This is a genomic window from Mesorhizobium sp. M0698 (assembly GCF_040320455.1).
Lineage (GTDB): Bacteria > Pseudomonadota > Alphaproteobacteria > Rhizobiales > Rhizobiaceae > Mesorhizobium.
In genome coordinates this window covers 45,723-68,342 of record NZ_JAMYPQ010000023.1, presented here as the reverse complement: position 1 = coordinate 68,342, position 22,620 = coordinate 45,723, and the positions used below count along the sequence as shown (strand labels likewise).

15 protein-coding genes and 9 pseudogenes are annotated in these 22,620 nt (G+C 63.0%); 19 read left to right on the top strand and 5 right to left on the bottom strand.

The genetic code is table 11. From position 1 onward, the window contains the following. From NKI16_RS29525 to NKI16_RS29505, 5 pseudogenes are all read left to right on the top strand, one after another. Positions 1–124, top strand: a pseudogene (locus NKI16_RS29525) (transposase domain-containing protein); the annotation flags it as partial. A gap of 1,149 nt (positions 125–1,273) precedes the next feature. Then, a pseudogene (locus NKI16_RS29520) lies at positions 1,274–1,672 on the top strand (tyrosine-type recombinase/integrase); the annotation flags it as partial. Positions 1,673–1,778: 106 nt separating this feature from the next. Further along, positions 1,779–2,698: pseudogene (locus NKI16_RS29515) on the top strand (tyrosine-type recombinase/integrase). Next, a pseudogene (locus NKI16_RS29510) lies at positions 2,695–3,694 on the top strand (tyrosine-type recombinase/integrase). The pseudogenes NKI16_RS29515 and NKI16_RS29510 overlap by 4 nt, the downstream one beginning before the upstream one ends. A 115-nt stretch (positions 3,695–3,809) precedes the next feature. Continuing rightward, positions 3,810–3,953, top strand: a pseudogene (locus NKI16_RS29505) (transposase domain-containing protein); the annotation flags it as partial. Here NKI16_RS29505 and NKI16_RS29500 read toward each other — a convergent pair. The 4 genes and pseudogenes from NKI16_RS29500 to NKI16_RS29485 form a co-directional block, all read right to left on the bottom strand. After that, positions 3,934–4,096, bottom strand: a pseudogene (locus NKI16_RS29500) (DUF6429 family protein); the annotation flags it as partial. The pseudogenes NKI16_RS29505 and NKI16_RS29500 sit on opposite strands and share 20 nt — an antisense overlap. A gap of 10 nt (positions 4,097–4,106) precedes the next feature. Further along, a complete protein-coding gene (locus tag NKI16_RS29495) occupies positions 4,107–5,324 on the bottom strand; it encodes an MFS transporter (RefSeq protein WP_352692248.1) in 1,218 nt (405 codons plus the stop codon). Positions 5,325–5,381: 57 nt separating this feature from the next. After that, positions 5,382–6,818, bottom strand: coding sequence for an RNA polymerase factor sigma-54 (gene rpoN, locus NKI16_RS29490; protein ID WP_352692249.1), 1,437 nt, complete (start codon positions 6,816–6,818; stop codon positions 5,382–5,384). Positions 6,819–6,887: 69 nt separating this feature from the next. Beyond that, complete coding sequence (locus NKI16_RS29485; RefSeq protein ID WP_352692250.1) at positions 6,888–7,421, bottom strand: peroxiredoxin; 534 nt, start codon at positions 7,419–7,421, stop codon at positions 6,888–6,890. 1,679 nt (positions 7,422–9,100) lie between these two features. Between NKI16_RS29485 and NKI16_RS29475 the strand changes: the two genes are divergently transcribed. The 12 genes and pseudogenes from NKI16_RS29475 to NKI16_RS29420 all read left to right on the top strand — a co-directional run bounded on the left by NKI16_RS29475 (position 9,101) and on the right by NKI16_RS29420 (position 20,693). Next, positions 9,101–10,303, top strand: coding sequence for a cytochrome P450 (locus NKI16_RS29475; protein ID WP_352924128.1), 1,203 nt, complete (start codon positions 9,101–9,103; stop codon positions 10,301–10,303). Positions 10,304–10,397: 94 nt separating this feature from the next. Further along, on the top strand, positions 10,398–11,687 hold the full coding sequence (locus tag NKI16_RS29470) for a cytochrome P450 (protein ID WP_352924126.1): 1,290 nt from the start codon (positions 10,398–10,400) through the stop codon (positions 11,685–11,687). Next, positions 11,671–11,814 (top strand): annotated as a pseudogene (locus NKI16_RS29465) (ferredoxin); the annotation flags it as partial. The gene NKI16_RS29470 and the pseudogene NKI16_RS29465, both read left to right, overlap by 17 nt. 168 nt (positions 11,815–11,982) lie before the next feature. Further along, positions 11,983–12,828, top strand: a complete 846-nt coding sequence (locus NKI16_RS29460; RefSeq protein WP_352924138.1) for an SDR family oxidoreductase — start codon at positions 11,983–11,985, stop codon at positions 12,826–12,828. Further along, the gene (locus NKI16_RS29455) at positions 12,828–14,171 is read left to right on the top strand and encodes a cytochrome P450 (RefSeq protein ID WP_352924124.1); all 1,344 of its coding nucleotides are present in this window, start codon (positions 12,828–12,830) and stop codon (positions 14,169–14,171) included. Before NKI16_RS29460 ends, NKI16_RS29455 begins: the two co-directional genes overlap by 1 nt. A 154-nt stretch (positions 14,172–14,325) precedes the next feature. Beyond that, positions 14,326–15,318, top strand: a complete 993-nt coding sequence (locus NKI16_RS29450) for a polyprenyl synthetase family protein (protein ID WP_352924136.1) — start codon at positions 14,326–14,328, stop codon at positions 15,316–15,318. Further along, positions 15,315–15,467 (top strand): hypothetical protein, encoded by a 153-nt coding sequence (locus NKI16_RS29445; protein WP_352752918.1) that lies wholly within the window; start codon positions 15,315–15,317, stop codon positions 15,465–15,467. Before NKI16_RS29450 ends, NKI16_RS29445 begins: the two co-directional genes overlap by 4 nt. Further along, a complete protein-coding gene (locus NKI16_RS29440) occupies positions 15,464–17,014 on the top strand; it encodes a hypothetical protein (protein WP_352924121.1) in 1,551 nt (516 codons plus the stop codon). Before NKI16_RS29445 ends, NKI16_RS29440 begins: the two co-directional genes overlap by 4 nt. Beyond that, positions 17,011–17,913 carry a terpene synthase family protein gene (locus NKI16_RS29435; protein WP_352924119.1) on the top strand — a complete coding sequence of 301 codons (903 nt, stop codon included), beginning with the start codon at positions 17,011–17,013 and terminating at the stop codon, positions 17,911–17,913. The genes NKI16_RS29440 and NKI16_RS29435 overlap by 4 nt, the downstream gene beginning before the upstream one ends. A gap of 85 nt (positions 17,914–17,998) precedes the next feature. Then, positions 17,999–19,048, top strand: coding sequence for a type 2 isopentenyl-diphosphate Delta-isomerase (gene fni / locus NKI16_RS29430; RefSeq protein ID WP_352924117.1), 1,050 nt, complete (start codon positions 17,999–18,001; stop codon positions 19,046–19,048). Between the two features lie 257 nt (positions 19,049–19,305). Next, positions 19,306–19,599, top strand: a complete 294-nt coding sequence (locus tag NKI16_RS29425; protein ID WP_502897634.1) for a hypothetical protein — start codon at positions 19,306–19,308, stop codon at positions 19,597–19,599. Positions 19,600–19,643: 44 nt separating this feature from the next. Beyond that, positions 19,644–20,693 (top strand): beta family protein, encoded by a 1,050-nt coding sequence (locus tag NKI16_RS29420; RefSeq protein WP_352924115.1) that lies wholly within the window; start codon positions 19,644–19,646, stop codon positions 20,691–20,693. 15 nt (positions 20,694–20,708) lie between these two features. Here NKI16_RS29420 and NKI16_RS29415 read toward each other — a convergent pair. Continuing rightward, positions 20,709–21,245: pseudogene (locus tag NKI16_RS29415) on the bottom strand (sce7726 family protein); the annotation flags it as partial. Between the two features lie 141 nt (positions 21,246–21,386). Here NKI16_RS29415 and NKI16_RS29410 point away from each other — a divergent pair. Together NKI16_RS29410 and NKI16_RS29405 are read left to right on the top strand one after the other, a co-directional pair. Continuing rightward, positions 21,387–21,779, top strand: coding sequence for a hypothetical protein (locus NKI16_RS29410; RefSeq protein ID WP_352725472.1), 393 nt, complete (start codon positions 21,387–21,389; stop codon positions 21,777–21,779). A gap of 494 nt (positions 21,780–22,273) precedes the next feature. Next, positions 22,274–22,450 (top strand): annotated as a pseudogene (locus NKI16_RS29405) (ISKra4-like element ISMet1 family transposase); the annotation flags it as partial. Positions 22,451–22,620: the final 170 nt, after the last annotated feature.

Genomic DNA, 22,620 nt, shown 5'->3' with positions numbered 1-22,620 from the left:
TGACCACCGCCAAGATGAACCAGGTCGATCCGCACGCCTGGCTCACCCAGACCCTCGAGCGCATCGCCAATGGCTGGCCAAACAGGGTATCGAGGCGCTCATGCCTTGGAACTACCATCGCTGAACGGCATCAGCTACCCGCTTACGGTAGACGCAGCCGCCTATGAGCATAGGTTCTACGATCACGTGCACCGGGCACACCACCCCGCCCACACCCCCGTGCCTGGTGAACGACTGATCGCCCGCCGTGCCGAAAGGTGCGGCGGGCGGTTCCCGATCGCCGGGTTTTGTCGGCGCTCAGACCAGAGGCACGTCGCAGCGCGAGCGCAGTTTCTACCTAATGGAAGTCAATCTTTTTTGACGACTGCGAGGTGTGTCTTTGGAGACTGATGAGCGCAGGCGTGTCGATCTTCGACGCTATGCGCCTAGCGAGTTCCCGCAATTCGAAAAAGCCGTCAATACTCATTAGGCTCAACGGTTGGCCTGACGAAGTGTCCCACCGCAAAGGTGCTTTGTCTTGCCTGTACGAAGATCCGTTCATCTCGCAAATGGCATCGTAAATCGCCTGTGCGATCGACATTTCGGCGAGGATACGCTCTGCATCTTTTTGGCTATTCACGAAAAGTTCCCCCAAATCCGCGCTCCCCTTAGCCGGTTTCATTAGAAGCCGCTAGATTACCCGGATGTGACACCTCGGATAAAATCGATTGATATGGCGGAGGGAGCACGCCGGGCTTTTTGTCTGGCCGTATGTACGCGATGAAAAATCGACGTTTTTGTTGCTGCAGCCCGGCGCCCGCCGGCTCGAGTTCATCCGCCGATGGAGCCAAAGCTGGTCGCCAAGCCGCCCGGTGGCGAGTGACCTTGCCCCCAGTTTTCTATCCAGTTTTGAGTTCGTTTCCGGCGTGGGTTGTGCCCTGCTGGGCGGGTGAAGCGGCGGGCGCTGGCGCGGAGCCTTTGGCATAGCGCAGCGCGAGCGACCGTCGCAGATTGAAGGTGGTGGCGAACTCGGCCGGTGTCTGCCAGGCGATTTGGGAATGCGGCCGCGCGGTGGTGTACAACACGACGACAGTACACCCACGGGACGGAGGTTCGCGAGCTTTTATATCCGTGGCATCCTTGGTGCGGTCAGCTCGTGCATGTCCATGCCCAGGTGCTCGACTATGTCGGGCGCTATACGTCGATCCGTCGCTGGCGGCTTGCTGGCCTGCCAACCTTCCTGCCACCACAGAAGGTTCAGTTGGTTCTCGATGCCTGCCATCGGACCACGGCAATGGGGCTTCGCGACTATGCGGTTCTGATGGCGCTGGCCAAGCTGGGCTTGCGCGCCAGCGAGGTTGCGGCGCTCAGTCTTGACGATATCGATTGGCAGTCGGGCAGTGTCCTCGTCCATGGCAAGGGACGGCGGCAAGCGATGATGCCACTACGCCACGACGTCGGTGCAGCTGTCGTCGCCTACATCCGGCATGGGCGACCGGCTTCAGCGTGTCGCCGATTATTTCTGCGAATGCTTGCTCCGCACGTCGGCTTTGCCTCAGGCTGCGCCATCACGATGATCGCGAAGGAGGCCCTCGAGCGGGCAGGTATTCACGGCTATGCGCACCACGGCGCGCACCTCTTCCGCCACAGCCTTGCGACCGACCTGCTGCGGTCGGGGGCCAGCTTTGCTGAGATCGGCCAGTTGCTTCGTCACCGGAGCATCGACAGCACGAGGATCTATGCCAAGCTCGACATCGAGAAGCTGCGCGAACTAGCCTGCCCTGGCCGGGAGGTGTCCAATGAGCCGTCTTCGAACAGCGCTCGAGCGCTATGTGGGCATGCGCCAAGGATTGGGATACAAGTATCATGGCCCCGCTCGACGGTTCTCGGATTTCGTCACCTTCATGGAGGCTCGCGGCGCCGAGACCATCACCACGGCGCTGGCAATGAAGTGGGTGACGTTGATCGGCCGACAAGCGAGTTGGTCCATCCGCCTGACCGATGTGCGCTGCTTCGCTCAGCACCTCGCTCATTTCGACCCGATGACGGAAGTGCCACCTCAAGGCGCTGTGCCGCCGGCGCGGCGGGCCAAGCCCTCATCTATACCGATGAGATCACGGCGCTTTTGGCGGCGGCACTGTCGCTGCCGCCGGCCAACGCCCTGCGTCGCTGGACATATCATTGTCTGTTCGGATTGATAGCGGTCGCCGGGCTACGCCATTCCGAAGCGCTCGACCTGCGCCGGGACGACGTCGATCTGGACCAAGGTATCCTCACCATTCGGGAGACGAAGTTCGGCAAGTCGCGGCTGGTCCCGCTCCATGCCACGACGGTCGCCGTGCTGTCGGACTACGCCGCGCGACGCGACGCGCATCTCGTCGCGCCTCGTAGCCCCTATTTCTTTGTCGCCGAGCAGGGCGGCAGATTGCTGCACCAATACGTGCACCGGGTGTTCTGGCAGCTGTCGCGACAGATCGGTCTGCGGCAGCGGGGACAGCGCAATGGTCCGCGGGTTCACGATCTTCGTCACCGTTTCGCCGTCCAGGCCCTGACCAACTGGTATCGTGCGGGCGAAGATGTCGAGCGGGAACTGCCGGTCCTCTCGACCTTTCTCGGCCACGCCAATGTTCGCGACACCTACTGGTATCTATCCGCCGCGCCGGAGCTAATGACCCATGCTGCGCGACTGCTGGATGAGCGGTGGGAGGTTCGCGCATGAGCGCCTCGAACGATTTAGCCGTGCTGATCGAGCGGTGGTTCACCGATCGGCTCATGCGACATCGAGGTGTAAGCTCCAACACCATCGCCTCCTATCGCGACACCTTCCGGCTCCTGTTTGCATTCGCGCAGACACGCCTTGGCAGGTCTCCGACGCAGTTGACACTGCGGGATTTGGGCGCGCCTTTCATCGGCGCATTTCTGGAGGACCTCGAGACACTGCGGTCCGCCTCAGTGAGGACCCGGACCTCCGCCTCACAGCCATTCGGTCTTTCTTCAGATATGCGTCGTTCGAGGAGCCGGCCCATAGCGCTCAGATTCAACGCGTGCTCGCGATCCCGAGCAAGCGATGCGACAAGCGACAGCTTCAGTTTCTCACCAGGCCCGAGATTGAAGCGATCCTGGCCTGTCCGGATCGCAGCACATGGCTGGGACGGCGTGATCACACTCTGCTGTTGCTGGCCGCGCAAACAGGCTTGTGGGTCTCGGGGATCATCGATCTCAACCGGGACTGGGTCATGCTGGGGCACGGTGCCCACGTGCGATGCGTTGGCAAGGGCCGCAAGGAGCGAAGTACGCCGCTCACCAAGGTTGCACAGCAAGCCCTTCGGGGCTGGCTCAACGAGCCCAGGAACGGGGCGCAACGGCTCTCTTTCCGAACATGCACCGCGGCAGGCTGAGCGCCGACGGCGTGCAGGCGCTGCTGAACAAACATGTCGCCAAGGCTCGCGAACACTGCGTCATCCTCCGCTCGAAGCGGGTGTCGCCTCATATTTTGAGGCACAGCGCTGCCATGGAGCTGCTGCAGGCGGGCGTCGATTGTTCGGTCATCGCCCTATGGCTGGGCCATGAGGCGATGGAAACGACGCTGACCTATCTTCACGCACATCTTGAGCAGAAGGAATCCGCACTTGGCAAGTTGAAGCCATACGAACGCGCAAAGGCCGAACGATTTCGGCCAAACGACCGACTTCTTGAATTCCTGAACGCCCTTTGAGCATGAGAACTATGCCGAGTGTCAACGACCGGTTCTCGGTCGAAATGGCGGGCAAAGCGCTTCATACCGCCATGGATCGGAAGAGGCGCTCGGCATAGTTTGGCGGTCGGCATAAACGGCGAAGCTCAACGACGTCGATCCGCAGGCCTGGCTGGCCGACGTCCTCACCCGCGTCGCCGATACGCCGCAGAACCGGCTTCATGAACTGCTTCCGTGGAATTGGCAGCCCCGCCAGATGCTTATGGCCTCGGCCGCGTGAACACGCGCGCGGAACAGTTCCTCCGACCGCTGACCTTCGTCCGTCAGGACCAAGGACTTGGCCTTGTTCGCAGGGTCTGTAATCAGCCCCTTCCGATGCAGCCGATCCGTCACATCCCAATCAAAGCTCTTCCAGGCGCATCGTCCAGGCGGTCTAGGTTTCGCGCTTCGGGCCGAGCAGGAACACTGTCAGGGCGGCGAGGAACGTGGCAACAGCACTGTAGGCAATGGCACTGGCAATCCCAATATTGTCCACCAATAGTCCGCCGAAAATCGCGCCCGCTGCGATTGCCACTTGGAACGCTACGACCATCAGCACACCGGCGCTTTCGGCCTGCTCGGGAGCGGCGCGCCGCACCATCCACGTCTGCAATCCCACTGGCACTGCGCCGAAGGCAAAGCCCCAGGCGGCAATCGCAATCGCCGAGGCCGAGGCCGATGCTCCCGCCGTCAGCAGCGAAACAGCGGCTATCGCTATGAGCAGCGGGGCAAGGGCCGCGACTGCCTTGAGACTGTACTCGGCCAGAAGCCCGCCGGCCAAATTGCCGAAGAATCCGCCGATGCCAAAAGCAAGCAACACAAGCGGGATCATGTCGACATCCAGCGCGGGAATCTTCTCGAGGAAGGCGCGGATATAGGTGATTCCGGCGAAGTGGCCGGAAGCGACCAGCAGGACGACCAAAAGCGCGACCTTGACCATCGGAATCTTGGCCACATCCAGCAGGCTGCGGAAGCTAGCCACTCCGACCGGAGGCAGCCTCGGAATGGTTATGAGTTGCACCAGCAGTGTAGCGGCGCCGAAGACTGCGGCGAGCATGAAAGCGCTTCGCCACCCCCAAATATCGCCGACATAAGCGCCGATTGGAGCTGCGCAAACGGTAGCGACGGAAACGCCGGTGAGGATGATCGACATGGCGCGCGGCAGGAGGTGGCTTGGAACGAGCCGCATCGCCAGTGATGCCGACATCGACCAGAAGCCGCCGAGCGCTATGCCGAGCACGACCCGTGCAGTCAGGAGAACCGCGAGCGACCACGCGCCGGCCGCCAGAACGTCCGACAGGATCAGCAGCAGCGTCATCGCCCACATGACTATCCTGCGGTCCAGGCGCTTTGTGGTGATGGCCACCGTCGGCGCCGAGATCGCCCCGACGATAGCGGTCGCCGTCATCGCCTGTCCAGCCGCACCCTCGGTGATACCGAGATCATGCGCAAGCGGCGTGAGCAGGCTGACAGGCAGAAACTCTGCCGTCACCAGCCCGAAGGTGCCCAAGGAAAGCGAAATAACCGCACCCCATGCGGGACCAGACGGTTGGTCGGGCTTTTCTGGGTCGTGCAGAACAGCGTCCATGTCCTCTGCCGCGGATCGGGTCATGAACGAAGTCTCCACTTTGGAGGCACTGCAACATGGGGTTGGCTGCCTTGACCCACATTAAAGACACAAGCGCATTTCCCGGCGGCGTTGCACGGAGGAGGGGATGTTCATTGCTTCGCGATATTTTGTGACGGTGCGGCGCGCAACATCCATGCCGGTTTCCTTCAGCCGGACAGCGATGTCATCGTCGGAAAGCACGTCGCCGGGAGATTCTGCGGCAATTATCGCTTTGATCCGATGGCGGACAGCTTCGGCGGAGTGCGCATCGCCGCCTTGGCAGGACGCGATCGCGACGGTGAAAAAATACTTGAGTTCGAAGACTCCGCGCGGGGTAAGCATGTACTTGTTCGAGGTCACCCGGCTTACTGTCGACTCGTGCACGCCGATCGCGTCAGCGACGGTTCTGAGATTGAGAGGCCGCAGGTGGGCGACGCCATGTTCCAAAAAGGCATCCTGCTGGCGCACGATTTCAGCCGCAACCTTAACAATCGTCTTGGCGCGCTGATCGAGGCTGCGGATTAGCCAGTTCGCGTTTTGCAAGCATTCGTTGAGAAATGCTTGATCTTTCGAATTTTGGACAGTTTGACGCGACACTTCGGCATAGTAGGTTTGGTTGATCAGCAGCTTGGGCAGTGTGGCCGGATCAAGTTCGATCTGCCACCCGCCTTCCGGCGAGGGCGTGACCCAGACGTCGGGTATGATTGATTCAGACGCACCGGATTGGAATCGGTTTCCAGGCTTGGGATCGAGCGCCCGAATCTCATGCATCATGTCGAGAAGGTCGTCTTCATCGACGCCGCAATGCTGCTTCAGTGCCTGAAAATCGCGTCGCGCAAGCATTTCAAGATTGGCAACCAAAGCTGCCATTGCCGGGTCGAACCGGTCTCGCTGGCGTAACTGGATTTCGAGGCATTCTCCGAGAGTTCGCGCAAAAATTCCCGGTGGATCAAAGTGCTGCAAGGTTCCGAGAACCCGTTCCACATCAGCCTCCCGGACATTCAGGCTCTCGGCCAGCTCCAAAAGGTTTGCCCGAAGATAGCCAGTGTCTTCCAGATCGGCGGCAAGCTGGCCAGCGATCAGCCGCTCCTGTGGTGTGAACGCAGTGAGGGCGATCTGACGAGCGACATGGTCGTGCAATGTCTCGGCGAGGCTGGCAAACTCGTCGAGGGAAGGGCCATTACCCGGCGGGTTGTTGGTCGTGTTGCGAAGTGATTTCCATTGCCCGAGCCGTTCAGGCGAGCCGGCCCCGGTCGGTCCGTCAACGGCGTTTGCGCGTGGACCGACACGCTGATCCGCTCCCGAAATCGAAACATCGCCAAAAGGCCCGCCATCGTTTGACGCAGATTCCAAGAGCGGGTTCTTCTCGATTTCCCGCTCCACGAACTGATGCAGTTCAGTATGCGCCAGTTGCAGCAAGCGAATCGACTCAATGAGTTGAGGCGATGCGACCATGGATTGCTTCTGGCGCTGAAGCAGGCTTGCTGAGGATTGCATGGTGAGCGCGATAGTCCTGTCGAGGAGCCTCTTGGGGCGGGCAATGGCATCAGTGAGACGTTTTCTAGGTCATGCGGCGGCTTTCAGCGTTTCGAGAACGTTTTGCGGGGATGAGACGCCATAGGGGTCGGCCTCGCAGTTGTCGGAGAAACCTTCCTCCTCGAACCACTGCTCAACCACGCCATTGTTGATCAGGGCGGCGTAGCGCCAGGAGCGCATCCCGAAGCCGAGATTGTCCTTGGCGACCAGCATGCCCATCTTGCGTGTGAACTCGCCTGAGCCATCGGGGATGAGCTCGACCTTCTGCAGGCCCAAGGACTTCCCCCACGCATTCATGACGAAGGCATCGTTGACGGAGACGCAGTAAATCGCGTCAATTCCCTCCTTCTCAAACTCATCATAGAGCTCTTCGAACTTGGGCAGTTGGTAGGTCGAGCAAGTCGGGGTGAAGGCGCCAGGCAGCGAGAACAGGATGACGCGCTTGCCGGCAAAGTAGTCCTCAGATGTCTTTTCTTCCCAGCGATATGGATTTGGCCCCTGGACTGACTCATCGCGAACACGCGTGAGAAAGGTGACGAAGGGAACTTTCTTTTGAACGGTCATCAAGTTGCTCCTAAAGAAAAAAACTGGCGCGCTGGATTCTGGCAGAGGCTGGCGCAATACCGAGCAAAGGCTCGTATGCCGGGCATGGAATGAGGACCTCGCGGCTCGCAACCTCCTTTTTCCATCCCGATGTATGGGAACGTCTTGGCTGCTTGTCTTCGCCACCCGAACGCAATCGATCTGAGCGAGCTGGACACCGTCGAGCCGCTTGGGCAACTTTCCACGGCTATGGCGCCGCAAGCGGGATCGATCACTCGCGCTCGTGCCCGGGGAAAAGTGATAGCGGCCGGAAGTAGCCAATATCGCAAGCATGTGGAGGCCTCAAATGTGACTTCACGCAACAGACCCGCGTCACTGAACTGGTTCAGCGTGTTGCCGATGTGTGGCAGCGACCCGCCGACCTTGGCTTGGGTGACCCTTTGATGGGGCTCTTGGGCACTCACACGCTGAACAGAACCGGTAGACGGCAATTGCGTGAGCGCCACGTGTTGGCGTGCCGGCATCGGACCAGCCATGCGCAAAGCGGCTGCCGAGCACGGACCTCCGGAGGAGACGATGTCCCGATGTTCAGCGGGAACGGGCACCGTCTCCTCAGGCCACGGTCTAGAGCTTCGCGTGTCGGGCATGGTGCAAGTTGCTTTCATCGTGATTTGATGGGCTCTAACCAGGAGCAGCAAGCGGCGTGCCATTTCAAATAGGAGATGCTTTTGGACCGCCCCCTTTCTCTCGGAGGCCGTGTCTTCGCCGAGATCGGGCGCGCGCTATAACTGCCTCGTCACCACACTTGACGACGGTGCTGTATGGTGCGGAGATTCGGCGCTTCCGCACCGGCTGGGCAAAAACGAACCGGAAGCCGAGCCGATGCACTACTCACACCGGCGGGGACTGCAGCGATTGCGTAGCGTCTGCCCGCTAGCGTGTTCTTGGGTGCGCAGGCTCGACTTTCGCGAACACGCGCCTGTCGCAGCAACCATGAGCGTGCGGTCTTGGGCAAGCGCCCTGGTTCCGAGAGGGTCGCATTCCCCAAGCGTGTCTATTTGCAACCCTCTATGTTCGAAACTGGACCAGAATGTCGCAAGCCCGACCGAAAGGTCCCCAGGCGCGTACTATCCGATACTGTTCTGTCGCCTTTGTTGGTCCGCGACACCGGCCTATTTCGCCGAGCTCTTGTCCGGCCTCAGGCTAACCCACTGAAAAGCAATCATAATTCTTTTTCTTCTGCTGGTTCGGCCAAATTGGCACGAGTTTTGATGCTCCTTCGTTGCGGGCCGGGAGCTGCCGACCGACCTTCATTTCGTGGATGACACCGCGATCGATGGAACGAAGAAAGAAAAGCAAATTGTCAAATCCGCATCAGATAGCCTTCTATGGGAAGGGGTCCCTCGGCGAAACCGCCCCTACCAAACAGCTTGCCGCCCTTGTCGACCCTTGCGCAGGAAATGTTGATGGCCGGCTGCGACTCAAAGGCCCACCACACCCACCTTATCCTGAACTCGAAGGCGCTGGATAAAGTTCTGCATCTCGCCGCGCGGTATGCCTAGACAGTTACACGTTGGCCGATCTTGATAATCGGGTCGGCCTTCGGAGGACGTCGTCTACATGCCGTCTTGGTCATTCGCTGCCCGCAGCGCCCGCCGGTCACTTTTCGCCCTTCCACCGCTAGAGAGTGAAGTGCCACCATGTCCGAACAACCCTTGCCGACGCTGCCGATGTGGCGCGTCGATCACATCGAGCCCTCGCCCGAGATGTTGGCGCTACGCGCCAACGGTCCGATCCACCGCGTGCGCTTCCCGTCCGGGCACAAAGGCTGGTGGGTGACAGGCTACGACGAGGCCAAGGCGGTGTTGTCCGACGCGGCGTTCCGGCCCTCCGGAATGCCGCCGGCGGCATTCACCCCGGATTCGGTGATTCTCGGTTCGCCGGGGTGGCTGGTCTCGCACGAGGGGAGCGAGCATGCGCGGTTACGTGCGATCGTGGCGCCGGCCTTCAGCAACGGCAGGGTGAAGCTGCTCGCGCAACAGGTCGAGGCGATCGCCGCGCAGTTGTTCGAGACGCTGGCGGCCCAGCCCCAGCCCGCCGACCTGCGGCGCCACCTCTCCTTTCCGCTTCCGGCCATGGTCATCAGCGCGCTGATGGGCGTGCTCTACGAGGATCACGCCTTTTTCGCCGGGCTGTCCGACGAGGTGATGACGCACCAGCATGAAAGCGGCCCGCGCAGCGCGTCGCGCCTGGCCTGGGAAGAACTGCGTGCCTACATTCGCGGCAAGATGCGGGACAAGCGCCAGGATCCTGGCGACAACCTGCTGACGGATCTGCTCGCGGCGGTCGACCAGGGCAAGGCGACCGAGGAAGAGGCGATCGGCTTGGCGGCGGGAATGCTGGTGGCGGGGCACGAGAGCACCGTCGCGCAGATCGAATTCGGCCTGCTGGCCATGTTCCGCCATCCGCAACAGCGCGAACGCCTGGTCGGCGATCCATCCCTGGTGGACAAGGCGGTGGAGGAAATCCTGCGCATGTACCCGCCGGGCGCGGGCTGGGACGGCATCATGCGCTATCCGAGGACCGACGTGACTATCGCGGGCGTGCATGTTCCCGCGGAGAGCAAGGTGCTGGTCGGCCTGCCGGCGACGTCGTTCGATCCGCGCCATTTCAACGACCCGGAAATCTTCGACATTGGACGTGACGAAAACCCGCACCTGGCGTTCTCCCATGGGCCGCACTACTGCATCGGCGCGGCGCTGGCCAGGCTGGAACTCAAGGTGGTGTTCGGTTCGATCTTCCAGCGCTTTCCCGCGCTGCGCCTGGCCGTGGCGCCCGAAGAACTGAAGTTGCGCAAGGAGATCATCACTGGCGGGTTCGAGGAGTTCCCGGTGCTCTGGTGATGCGCGGACGCCGCCGGGAATCGCGATCTTCTCCGCAATTTGCCGGCGCGCCTGGCGCGCGCCGGTCAGATCAGCCAGCCAACAGGTAACCAAGATGGACGTGCAAGAAACCACGGCAGCATGCCGGGACGCCTTCGCCGAACTGGCGTCGCCAGCGTGCATCCACGACCCGTATCCGTTCATGCGGTGGTTGCGCGAGCACGATCCGGTGCATCGCGCGGCGTCGGGCCTCTTTCTGTTGAGCCGCCACGCCGACATCTACTGGGCGCTCAAGGCCACGGGCGATGCTTTTCGGGGACCGGCGCCGGGCGAACTGGCGCGCTATTTCCCGCGTGCGGCGACCAGCCTGTCACTCAATCTGCTGGCGTCCACGCTAGCGATGAAGGAACCACCGACGCATACGCGTCTGCGCCGGCTGATCTCGCGCGATTTCACCATGGGCCAGATCGACAACCTGAGGCCGACCATCGCTCGCATCGTCGCAGCGCGCCTGGACGGCATGGCGCCCGCGCTGGAGCGCGGGGAGGCGGTGGACCTGCATCGGGAATTCGCGCTGGCCTTGCCCATGCTGGTTTTCGGCGAACTGTTCGGCATGCCCCAGGAAGACATGTTGGGGCTCGTCGCCGGCATCAGCGCCATTCTGGAAGGCCTGAGCCCGCACGCCAGCGATCCCCAGCTCGCCGCGGCGGACGCGGCCAGCGCCAGGGTGCAGGCCTACTTCGGCGACCTCATACAGCGCAAGCGCATCGATTCCCGCCACGACATCGTGTCAATGCTGGTCGGCGCACACGACGACGATGCCGACATGCTGTCGGATGCGGAGTTGATCAGCATGCTGTGGGGCATGCTGCTGGGCGGCTTCGCCACCACTGCTGCGGCCATAGACCATGCGGTCCTGGCGATGCTGGCGTATCCCGAACAGCGGCACTGGCTGCAGGGAGATGCCGTGGGGGTGAAGGCGTTCGTCGAAGAAGTCCTGCGCTGCGACGCGCCCGCCATGTTCAGCTCCATTCCGCGTATCGCCCAGCGCGACATCGAACTGGGCGGCGTGGTGATCCCGAAGAACGCGGACGTGCGCGTGCTGATCGCGGCCGGCAATCGCGACCCGGACGCCTTCGCCGATCCCGACCGCTTCGACCCCGTGCGGTTCTACGGCACCAGTCCTGGCATGTCGATCGACGGGAAGATCATGCTGACCTTCGGCCACGGCATCCACTTCTGCCTTGGTGCGCAACTGGCCCGGGTGCAGTTGGCCGAGAGCCTGCCGCGGATCCAGGCGCGCTTCCCCACGCTGGCATTGGCCAAGCAGCCGACCCGGGAGCCCTCCGCGTTCCTTAGGACGTTCCGCGCGCTGCCGGTGCGGCTGCATGGGCAGGGGGGCTGAGATGCGCGTCCTAGTCGATCAGGATCTGTGCGGTACTACCGGGCAGTGCGTGCTGACGCTGCCGGGCACCTTTCGCCAGCGCGAACCGGACGGCGTGGCAGAAGTGTGCGTGGCGACGGTCCCGCAGGCGCTGCACGCCGCCGTGCGGCTTGCGGCCAGCCAGTGCCCGGTCGCCGCCATTCGGATCATCGAAAGCGACGCTGGCGATGACGAGCGCGCCAGCGCCGACCCTGCGCCTTCTCCGGCGGAGGCCGAGCGGCATGCCGCGAAAGACCAATGCAATCCAGGAGACACGATGGGACGGTTTGAAGGCAAGGTGGCTGTGGTGACCGGCGCCGGCGCCGGCATCGGCAAGGCATGCGCTCTCGCCATCGCGCGCGGGGGCGGCAGAGTGGTGGTGGCCGACATTGATGGCTCGGCGGCCATCGCCTGCACCGCGCAGATCGCGGCCGAAGCAGGCCACGCGCTGCCCCTAGCCATGGATATCGCCGATGCGCAGGCGGTGGCAGCGCTGTTCGAGACGGCGGAGCGGCACTTCGGTGGGGTCGACCTCCTAGTGAACAATGCGAGCGCCATGCATCTGACCTCACGCGACCGCGCGATCCTCGACCTGGACCTGGCGGTCTGGGATCAGACCATGGCGACCAATCTGCGCGGCACGCTGCTCTGCTGCCGGCAGGCCATCCCACGGATGATCGCCCGCGGCGGTGGCGCGATCGTCAACATGTCGTCGTGCCAGGGACTCAGCGGTGACACGGCGCAGACGTCCTACGCCGCGTCGAAGGCGGCGATGAACATGCTGTCGGCCTCGCTCGCCACCCAGTATGGTCATGCGCAGATCCGCTGCAACGCCGTTGCGCCGGGTCTCGTCATGACCGAGCGTCTCCTCGCCAAGCTGGACGAGTGCATGCAACGGCATCTGCGCCGGCACCAGCTCCTGCAGCGCGTCGGCCGGCCCGAGGACGTGGCCGCGCTCGTGGCGTTCCTGCTCTCCGACGATGCTGCGTTCATCACTGGCCAGGTCGTGTGCATCGACGGCGGCATGCTGGCGCATGTGCCGACTTACGCCGACGGTGGCAACAGCTGCGCCGCGCGGCCTGCCGGCGACAGCGCCGAAGCGGCCGCGGCGGCGCGCTGCTGATGGACATGCTGCTCAACCCGCTCAACCGTCGGCACCGGCTGCGATACGACATCCCGGTCATGCCCGGCGCTTTCCCCCTGGTCGGGCATCTTCCCGCCATCGTCTGCGACCTGCCGCGCCTGCTGCGGCGCGCGGAACGGACGCTGGGCAGCCACTTCTGGCTGGATTTCGGCCCTGCCGGACACCTGATGACCTGCGTGCATCCGGATGCGTTCGCACTGCTCCGGCACAAGGACGTGTCCTCGGCGCTGATCGAAGAGATCGCGCCCGAATTGCTCGGCGGAACGTTGGTTGCCCAGGACGGCCGCGCGCACCGGCAAGCGCGCGATGCGATTAAGGCGGCGTTCCTGCCCAAGGGGCTGACCCAGGCCGGCATCGGCGACCTGTTTGCGCCCGTCATCTGCGCGCGGGTGCAGGCGTGGCGCGAGCGCGGCGACGTAACCATCCTGCGCGAAACCGGCGACCTGATGCTCAAGCTCATCTTCAGCCTCATGGGAATCCCCGCGCAGGACCTGCCGGGATGGCATCGCAAATACCGGCAACTGCTGCAGTTGATCGTCGCGCCCCCGTTCGACCTGCCCGGACTGCCCTTGCGGCGAGGCCGCGCCGCCCGCGACTGGATCGACGCGCAGTTGCGCCAGTTCGTCCGCGACGCGCGCGCGCATGCCGCGCGCACCGGGTTGATCAACGACATGGTGAGCGCCTTCGACCGTAGCGACGATGCGCTTTCCGATGACGTCCTGGTCGCCAATATCCGCTTGCTGCTGCTTGCCGGTCACGACACCACTGCCTCGACGATGGCCTGGATGGTGATCGAGCTGGCGCGGCAGCCTGTGATGTGGGACGCCCTGGTCGAGGAGGCGCAACGCGTGGGCGCGGTGCCGACCCGGCACGCGGACCTGGCGGAGTGTCCGGTCGCCGAGTCACTGTTCCGCGAGACACTGCGCCTGCATCCGGCGACCACGCTCCTGCCGCGTCGCGCGCTGCAGGAATTGCAACTCGGCCAACGGCGCATTCCGGCGGGCACCCATCTGTGCATCCCGCTGCTGCATTTCTCGACCTCGGCGCTGCTGCACGAGGCGCCTGATCAGTTCCGCCTGGCGCGGTGGCTGCAACGCGCGGAGCCGATCCGGCCGGTGGACATGCTGCAGTTCGGTACCGGCCCACACGTCTGCATCGGCTACCACCTGGTATGGCTGGAAATGGTGCAGTTCTGCATCGCCTTGGCGCTGACCATGCACCAGGCCGGGGTGCGGCCGCGGTTGCTGAGCGGCGTCGAAAAAGGCCGGCGCTATTACCCGACCGCACATCCGTCCATGAAAATCCGAATCGGATTCTCATGAGCTGGCATCGTATGCCCCGTGTGGCGAGGCAGCGGCGCCGGCGAGGCGCGGCATTGCTGCACTCGGCGCGCGCGCTCGGTGCGACGCCGGCAACACCGCGGCGGCTTGGCGCTCGCCGTGGCCATCTCGTGTCAGGTACAAGGACATGAACAACATGCAGACCGGTTCCACGCTACACGACGACCGAACTGGCGTTCCCGCGCTCGGCGGATTGGGCGCGCAGGCGCGCGCCGCATCCGGCAGGCTGCTGCCGGAGATCTGGATGCAGGACGGCGCAAAGCGGGTCGAACAGGCGCTGGCGCGTCTTCTCTGCGCCGAAGACGACGGTGAGACCGAGCTGATGGCGGCGATGCGCTACGCCACCTTGCATGGCGGGAAGCGCACCCGCGCCTTGCTCTGTCTGGCGGCCGGCGCACTGGCCGACACGCCGGCGCACATGCTCGACGACGTCGGCGCCGCCATCGAGATGATGCACGCCTGTACCCTGGTCCACGACGACCTGCCCGCGATGGACGACGACGTGCTTCGCCGCGGCCTTCCGACCGTGCACGTAAAGTTCGGCGAAGCCACTGCGATCCTGGTCGGCGATGCGCTGCAGGCGCACGCCTTCCTGACCCTGGCGAGCCTGGATGCGCCGGGCGACAACCGAATCGCGCTCGTGCGCGAAATGGCGCAGGCGGTTTCCGCCGAGGGTGCCGCAGGCGGGCAGGCCATGGATCTGTCGCTGGTCGGAAAGCACGCCGAGCTGGACAGGATCGTGGCGATGCACCGGAAGAAGAGCGGAGCGCTAGTGCGCGCGTCCGTTCGCATGGGCGCGCTATACTCCATCGCGGACGATGCCGCGCACGCTGCGCTGTACTGTGCGCTCGATCGCTATACCGCCTGTTTCGGCCTGGCGTTGCAGGTGGTCGACGACATTCTCGACGCGACAGCGGATACCGCGACGCTGGGCAAGACCCCCGGCAAGGACGCGGCGGCGCAGAAGCCGACCTGCGCGTCGATTATGGGGCTGCAGGCAGCGCGCCAGTTCGCGCTGGATTTGTTGCGCGACGCCGGGGAGGCCATCGTCCCGCTGGGGCCGCGTGCGGAACGGTTGGCGCAGATGCTGCAGCGGGCCAACGTGTATCTGTCCGCGCCATACGCATGAGCGCGTCCGTCCGCATGGACTCGCCCCTGTGCTGCTACGATCGGCCGGCGGGCGGTGCATGCTGCACTGTCCGAACCGGCGGCGACGTGCGCGGCGTCTGCCCGATCCTGGTTGTCGTCGACCGTCTGCAGAAGGAACATCCCGCGTGAACGCGCTGCCCGAACAGATCCTTTCCGAATTGCGCCACCTGCTGAGCGAGATGAGCGACGGCGGCAGCGTCGGTCCGTCCGTCTACGACACGGCGCGAGCTCTGCAGTTCCACGGCAACGTCTCCGGTCGGCAGGACGCATACGCGTGGCTCATCGCGCAGCAACAGGCCGATGGCGGATGGGGAAGCGCGGACTTCCCGCTGTTCCGCCATGCGCCTACGTGGGCGGCGTTGCTGGCATTGCAGCGTGCCGATCCTGTTCCGGGCGCTGCCGACGCAGTCCAGGCTGCAACCCGGTTCCTCGAGCGCCAGCCCGATCCTTACGTGCATGCGGTGCCGGAAGACGCGCCGATCGGCGCGGAGCTGATCCTGCCGCAGTTATGCGGCGAGGCCGCATCCTTGCTGGGCGGCGTGGCGTTTCCGCGCCACCCGGCGCTGTTGCCGTTGCGGCAAGCGCGCCTGGTCAAGCTGGGGGCGGTGGCGACGTTGCCGAGCGGCCATCCGTTGCTGCACTCCTGGGAAGCCTGGGGGACGTCGCCGACCACCGCACGCCCGGATGAAGACGGCAGCATCGGCATCAGTCCGGCGGCCACCGCCGCGTGGCGTGCGCACGCCGTGACACAGGGGAGCACGCCGCAGGTCGGGCGCGCCGACGCGTATCTGCAGGCGGCATCGCGGGCGACGCGCAGCGGCATCGAAGGTGTCGTTCCCAACGTCTGGCCGATCAATGTGTTCGAGCCATGCTGGTCGCTGTACACCCTGCATTTGGCGGGGCTGTTCGCGCATCCCGCGCTCGCCGAGGCGGTGCGCGTGATCGTCGCGCAGCTCGACGCCCGCCTGGGCGTGCGCGGGATGGGCCCGGCCTTGCACTTCGCGGCCGATGCGGACGACACCGCCGTTGCGTTGTGCGTCCTGCGCCTTGCAGGCCGCGACCCGGCGGTCGATGCGTTGCGCCATTTCGAAATCGGCGAGCTGTTCGTCACCTTCCCCGGCGAGCGCAATGCCTCGGTGTCGACCAACATCCATGCCCTGCATGCGTTGCGACTGTTGGGAAAGCCCGCCGCCGGCACCAGCGCCTACGTCGAGGCCAATCGCAACCCGCACGGTCTATGGGACAACGAAAAATGGCACGTTTCGTGGCTGTATCCGACCGCGCATGCGGTCGCTGCGCTGGGGCAAGGCAAGCCCCAGTGGCGCGACGAGCGCGCGCTGGCGGCGCTCATGCAGGCGCAGCGCGACGACGGCGGCTGGGGCGCCGGTCGCGCGTCCACATTCGAGGAAACCGCCTATGCGCTGTTCGCGTTGCACGTGATGGATGGGAGCGAAGAACCGACAGGGCGCCGGCGCATCGCGCAGGCGGTGGGGCGTGCGCTGAAGTGGATGCTCGCCCGCCACGCGGCGCATGCATTGCCGCAGACGCCGCTGTGGATCGGCAAGGAACTGTATTGCCCCACCCGGGTGGTGCGCGTGGCCGAACTCGCCGGGTTGTGGCTGGCGCTTCATTGGGGGCGGCGCGTCTCGGCCGAGGGAGCAGGAGCGGCGCCATGATCCAGACCGAACGCGCGCTGCAGCAGGTGCTGGAGTGGGGGCGTTCCCTGACCGGGTTCGCAGACGAGCATGCCGTGGAAGCGGTCAGGGGCGGCCAGTACATCCTGCAGCGCATCCACCCGAGCCTGCGCGACACCAGGGCCCGAACCGGCCGCGATCCGCAGGACGAAACGCTGATCGTGGCCTTCTATCGCGAACTGGCGCTGCTGTTCTGGCTCGACGATTGCAACGACCTTGGCCTGATCGCGCCGGAGCAGCTCGCCGCGGTGGAGCAGGCGCTGGGGCAGGGCGTGCCGTGCGCGCTCCCCGGATTCGAGGGCTGTGATGTGCTGCGCGCTTCACTCGCCGCGCTCGCCTACGATTGTCGCGACTATGCTCAGCTTCTCGACGATACCCGGTGCTACTGCGCGGCGCTGCGCGCCGGACGCGCGCAGGCGGCAGGGGCGGAACGCTGGTCCTACGCCGAGTACCTGCACAACGGCATCGATTCGATCGCCTACACGAACGTGTTCTGTTGCCTGTCCTTGCTGTGGGGACTGGACATGGCGACCTTGCGCGCGCGTCCGGCGTTTCGCCAGGTCCTGCGGCTCATCTCCGCGATAGGGCGCCTGCAGAACGATCTGCATGGACGCGACAAGGACAGGTCGGCCGGCGAGGCCGACAACGCGGCAATCCTGCTGCTGCAGCGCTATCCGGCTATGCCTGTGGAGGAGTTCCTCAACGACGAGCTGGCCGGCCATATGCGCATGCTGCACCGGATGATGGAGGAAGAACGCTTTCCCGCGCCGTGGAGACCGTTGATCGAGGCCATGGCGGCCATCCGCGCGCAGTACTACCAGACCTCGACCAGCCGCTACCGCAGCGACGCTGCGGGAGGAGGCCAGCGTGCGCCGGCCTGAACGCACGGGAGGCGGCGGCGTGCGAGCGCTGCCGTCGGTCCGATCCGACGCAACGCCGTCGCCTCATGCGACCGATGGAGCGAGCATGAGCGACACCGCCCTGAGCCGGCGCAAGGACGACCATCTGGACATCGTGCTGGATCGGCGAACGGCGTCGGCCACGGTCGCCGCCGGCTGGGAGTACATCCGTTTCGAACACTGCGCATTGCCCGAGTTGGACCTGACGCAGATCGACCTGCGCGCCTCGCTGCTGGGCAAGACCATGCGCGCGCCGCTGCTGATCAGCTCAATGACCGGCGGCATGCCACGCGCCGAGGCCATCAACCGGCATCTGAGCGAGGCAGCGCAAGCCTTGGGGATCGCGATGTGCGTCGGTTCGCAGCGCGTGAGCCTGCAATCCCGCAACTCCCAGGGGCTGACGCGCGCGCTGCGCCGCCTGGCCCCAGACATTCCCTTGCTGGCCAATATCGGCGCCGCGCAACTGCGCGAGGCCGACGGCCTGGACCTGGCGCGCCGGGCGGTGGATGCGCTGGAGGCCGATGGACTCATCGTCCATCTCAATCCGCTGCAGGAAGCGGTACAGCCGGAGGGCGACCGCGACTGGCGCGGCGTCCTGGCGCAGATCGCTCGCGCCGCGCGCAGCGTGGGCGTGCCGATCGTGGCCAAGGAAGTGGGGTCGGGCCTGTCCGCTTCGGTGGCCTGTGCGCTCGTCGAGGCGGGCGTGGTGGTGATTGATGTCGCCGGCGCCGGCGGCACCAGTTGGGCCGCGGTGGAGGGCGAGCGCGCCCGCGATGGCGCCGACCGTGCAGTGGCGATGGCGTTCGCCGATTGGGGGATTCCGACCCCGGCCAGCGTGCAGGCGGTACGTCGGGCGCTGCCAAGGGTGAAGCTGATCGCGTCGGGCGGGGTCCGCGACGGCGTCGACGTGGCCAAGGCCATCCGCCTGGGCGCGGACATCGCCGGGCAGGCGGCCGGCGTGCTGCGCGCGGCTAGGGTATCCACCGAGGCGGTTGTCGCGCATTTCGAGATCGTCATCCGCCAGTTGGCCGTCGCCTGCTTCTGCACCGGCTCGGCTGATCTGGCGGCGTTGCGTCAGGCGCGCTTGTTGCCCTCGGCGCATCTGCCCGCCGGTTGATGCCGGCGTCGCCCGCACGTGGAGGCGGGCGCCTAGTCTTACTGAGTCGCGGATGCGGGGGGATTCGCGCTAGTCGCGGATTTGTTAGGGTGCTGCTTCGTGACCAGGGCGCCCCGCCATGCCCGACTGGACAGCCGAGAGTGAAGCCGCATTCGACGCCTATGTCGATGCTTTGATCGGGGTGATCGTTCACGCCGACCGAGCTGAGCCCCTGAAGGGGTCGGAACAAGGTGCGCCGGGAGACCGGCAGGGAGTAGATGGTGCAAATTCATTGCAATGAGGACGAGCAGGCAATCCGCGATCGTGCTCTTCACTCTCTCCAAGAAGTCGGATATCGCGGCTTTGGGGATGTGACGGTGATCTCGGACGGGGCCGAAATCCTAAAGCGGCTGCCCCGCGCCATGCCCAAACCGACGACCCACATCATCGGCTGGTTTCATATTGCCATGAAGATCCAGCCCATGCAGCAGATCGCCGATCACATCGTGCGATCCCGATCCCCTTTTAAGCGCGGCGATTATATCGTTGACAAACCAGGCTTGGTTGGTTGAATTGATTGTGGTCTAGCCCCTTGGGGTTGAAATGGGGGGTTATCATGACGAGATATGTTCCAATTTTGAGATGGAAGCAGGGCGAGCGCACCGCACTTAATCATTTGGCCGCCGCTACTCGCAATGGCGTCGCACCGCATGTCGTTCTAACACAAGCTCAGTTCACCGGTTCATCCAAGAAATCATCAAACGACACCCCGCCTAAGAAGGCACCCCTGAGCGCGGCGGAACACTTTGCCAAGCAGGTATTCGATGCATGGGGGAAGAGCCTGTTCTTCCTTGATGCAGCCGATTTGGTGGGGGACGCCACCAAACACGACCTAGACGAGATTCGGAAGGCCGCAAAAAAGCTCGGACTCTACCTGGTACCTTCCGCTCGATATTCAGCGCCAAAAGAATATCGCGACGCCATCAGACGCGCCGTTAAGCAAGACGGGCTTGGGTTGGCACTGCGTCTTACCCTGAGCGACATGACTTCTGCTTCTACCTGGATTTCGTCGTGGCCGTTCCCGGTTTCGGAAACCGATCTGATCATAGACATGGGCGCTTCGGTCGCGAGTGTCCTAGCGCTTGGCAGTTCCATCCTAGTCGCATTCCAAGCACTTACGAACGGTGCGGAATGGCGCTCTATAACCATGACTGGAGGCAATATACCCGCTACCCTGACAGGCTACGTGGTGGGTCGCACCATGTTGCTAAGACCGGAATTTGCACTCTGGTCAAAACTAGTGGCAGCACCCTTGCCGTACAGCTTAGATTTTGGCGACTACGCCACCATTGGCCCTGAGGCGAGCACAGAAGACATCGGCGGGCCAGTTCCGATCAACGCGAAGTACACCATAAAACCGGACTTTGTCGTCTATCACGGCGTCAAGGAAAAGGGGCCGGTAGGGAAGCCGCGAGATCAACAATATCGGGCCTATGCGAAGGACATAACCAGTAAATTAACCAACCGACTCCCATTGGTACATTGCTGGGGCGACCAGATGATCGATGCTATCGCCAATTCGGCTCCCACTGCCGGAAGTCCTACTAGTTGGGTCAGCTATAGCATCAATCGGCATATCGAGATTACTAGAACTCAACTGCCCTAATTTGGCCCGTGCCTTCAGTGCTTCCCTTACGCTTGCCGCTAGCCTGCGATAGGAGAGCTTATTAACGAGACGGTCAGTGATTTCAGCTGACCGCTTGTTCCGCCATCCCTCCGCGAATCCATACTTGTCCAGTACTGCTAGCGCCTCGTTTTTCCACAGAAGCTGTACCAATATGTCTGGGTCGGGCGAGGGGTTGCGCTTAGCTTTACGGCGCGTGTTTAGGGATACCTGACCACTCTCCATCGTCGCGACTATGCACCCCCACCAATCGGGTATCCGGGAAAGCGCCTTCTCGTAATGTCTCCCGCCGACGACCAAGGTTATCCTGTCGAAAACCTTACCGTAAATTTCGACTTGATTTGGGAGCCGGTCGAGAGTGTCGCTGTCGCTTTTCAACTCGAAGCCGTTTAGCTCGCCATTGATGACAGCGATATCGACACGGACAGTCCCAGACCAGATCCCCATTTCTTCTACGACGCGAGTTGTGGGATCGCCTTTATGCAAGGCGTCGAGTTGGGCTTTCACAGCCTTCCTTACGTCGGCATCCCGCATTCCGACCCCGTGTCCTGAAGTGTACAAACTATCTGCTTTAACCATATAGGTCAATGAGTCTGACCTATTTGTCGCCAGATCATCCCTGTCGCATCCGCTCCGAGGAGCCTATATGCATCTAGGACGGTTGAGGAGAGGTTCATGTCAAAGGCAGCCCAGAAAAAGGCAGAAGCGGCCAAGTTTGAGGCGAGAGTGAAGTCCGTTTTGGTCGACGCGCATGCTGCCGCCAAGGCCGCCTACGAGGACTTTGCCAACACCGCAGACCGGACTCCAGAGGGTCACATTAAGGATAGCTGCGGCGGGGGCTATGTGGTTGTTTACAAGCCGTCCTATCGATTGAGGACCACGCTGAAAAAAATGAACGAAATTATACAAGGATACGGTGGCGGTTGGCACGTCTCGCATTTCACCAAGGAGGTCCATAGTCAAAGCGTGACCGCAGGCGTGAAAGCAGCCGAAGCCGCGCGAGAGATTTTGCATCGGGAGTTCGGATTGACCGATGGCGAGTTCTATACGGAATCATATATCGATTAGGCAGGTCGCCGACCGAGCAAAGTTTTCCTCGGACTCGTCTGTCCCGAGCTCTCGCGCCTTTTCGACAAACTTCTGGTACTGCCTGTCCTTAGATGACTGGTCGGTTTCCGGTTTGCGGGCGGCCTTGCGCTGAGTTTTATTGGACTTCACTGAGTTCTTCATCATCATCGTTATCAAACTCATCATCGTCGATTTCTTCGTCAATGCGATCATCTAAATCGGAAACTTGTCTTTGCAGGTTGGCTTGTTTATGCCTGAAGTTTAAGAGATGTTTTTAAGACATGCCTCTTTCCACGCGTTGTAAGCAAGAAAAGAGAAAAGGCGGTTGAGTTGCTGAGTGTGCTGAATCCCATACAGATTGGGAAAGTCCTTAAGGAGAACCTTATCTGTAATATCGTTACCAATAAACTGATCTCGGCTACGAGGATGGAGGCGTTCAAACCGACTCAGGATAACCGCCGTAATTCAGATAATCCAAAAACATTCATTAAGAGGCGATCGTCAACTATGGAAAACGCTACCGGGCTGGGCTTCGCGTCGCCACCACTCCTCGCCGAGTCGTCGGGAAACGTATGGTCAAGAAGCAGCAGATGCGCTGGTCGCTTCGCGGTGCGCACATGCTCGTGCAGGTCCGGGCGGCGGAGATCAATGGCGAACTTCGCAACCGGCTGCGGACGCCTTTCCGACTGCCAGAACTGAACGGGCCTCCAATAGCCTACGCGCTTACGGTCTATCTCAGTCGCGCTGTCGATTATATCCGCGGCAAGGGCATCGATATTCCCGCCGAGTTGCTCTCCGAGGTAACACCGCTTCCTTTGGCTCATATCGCACTCACCGGAGA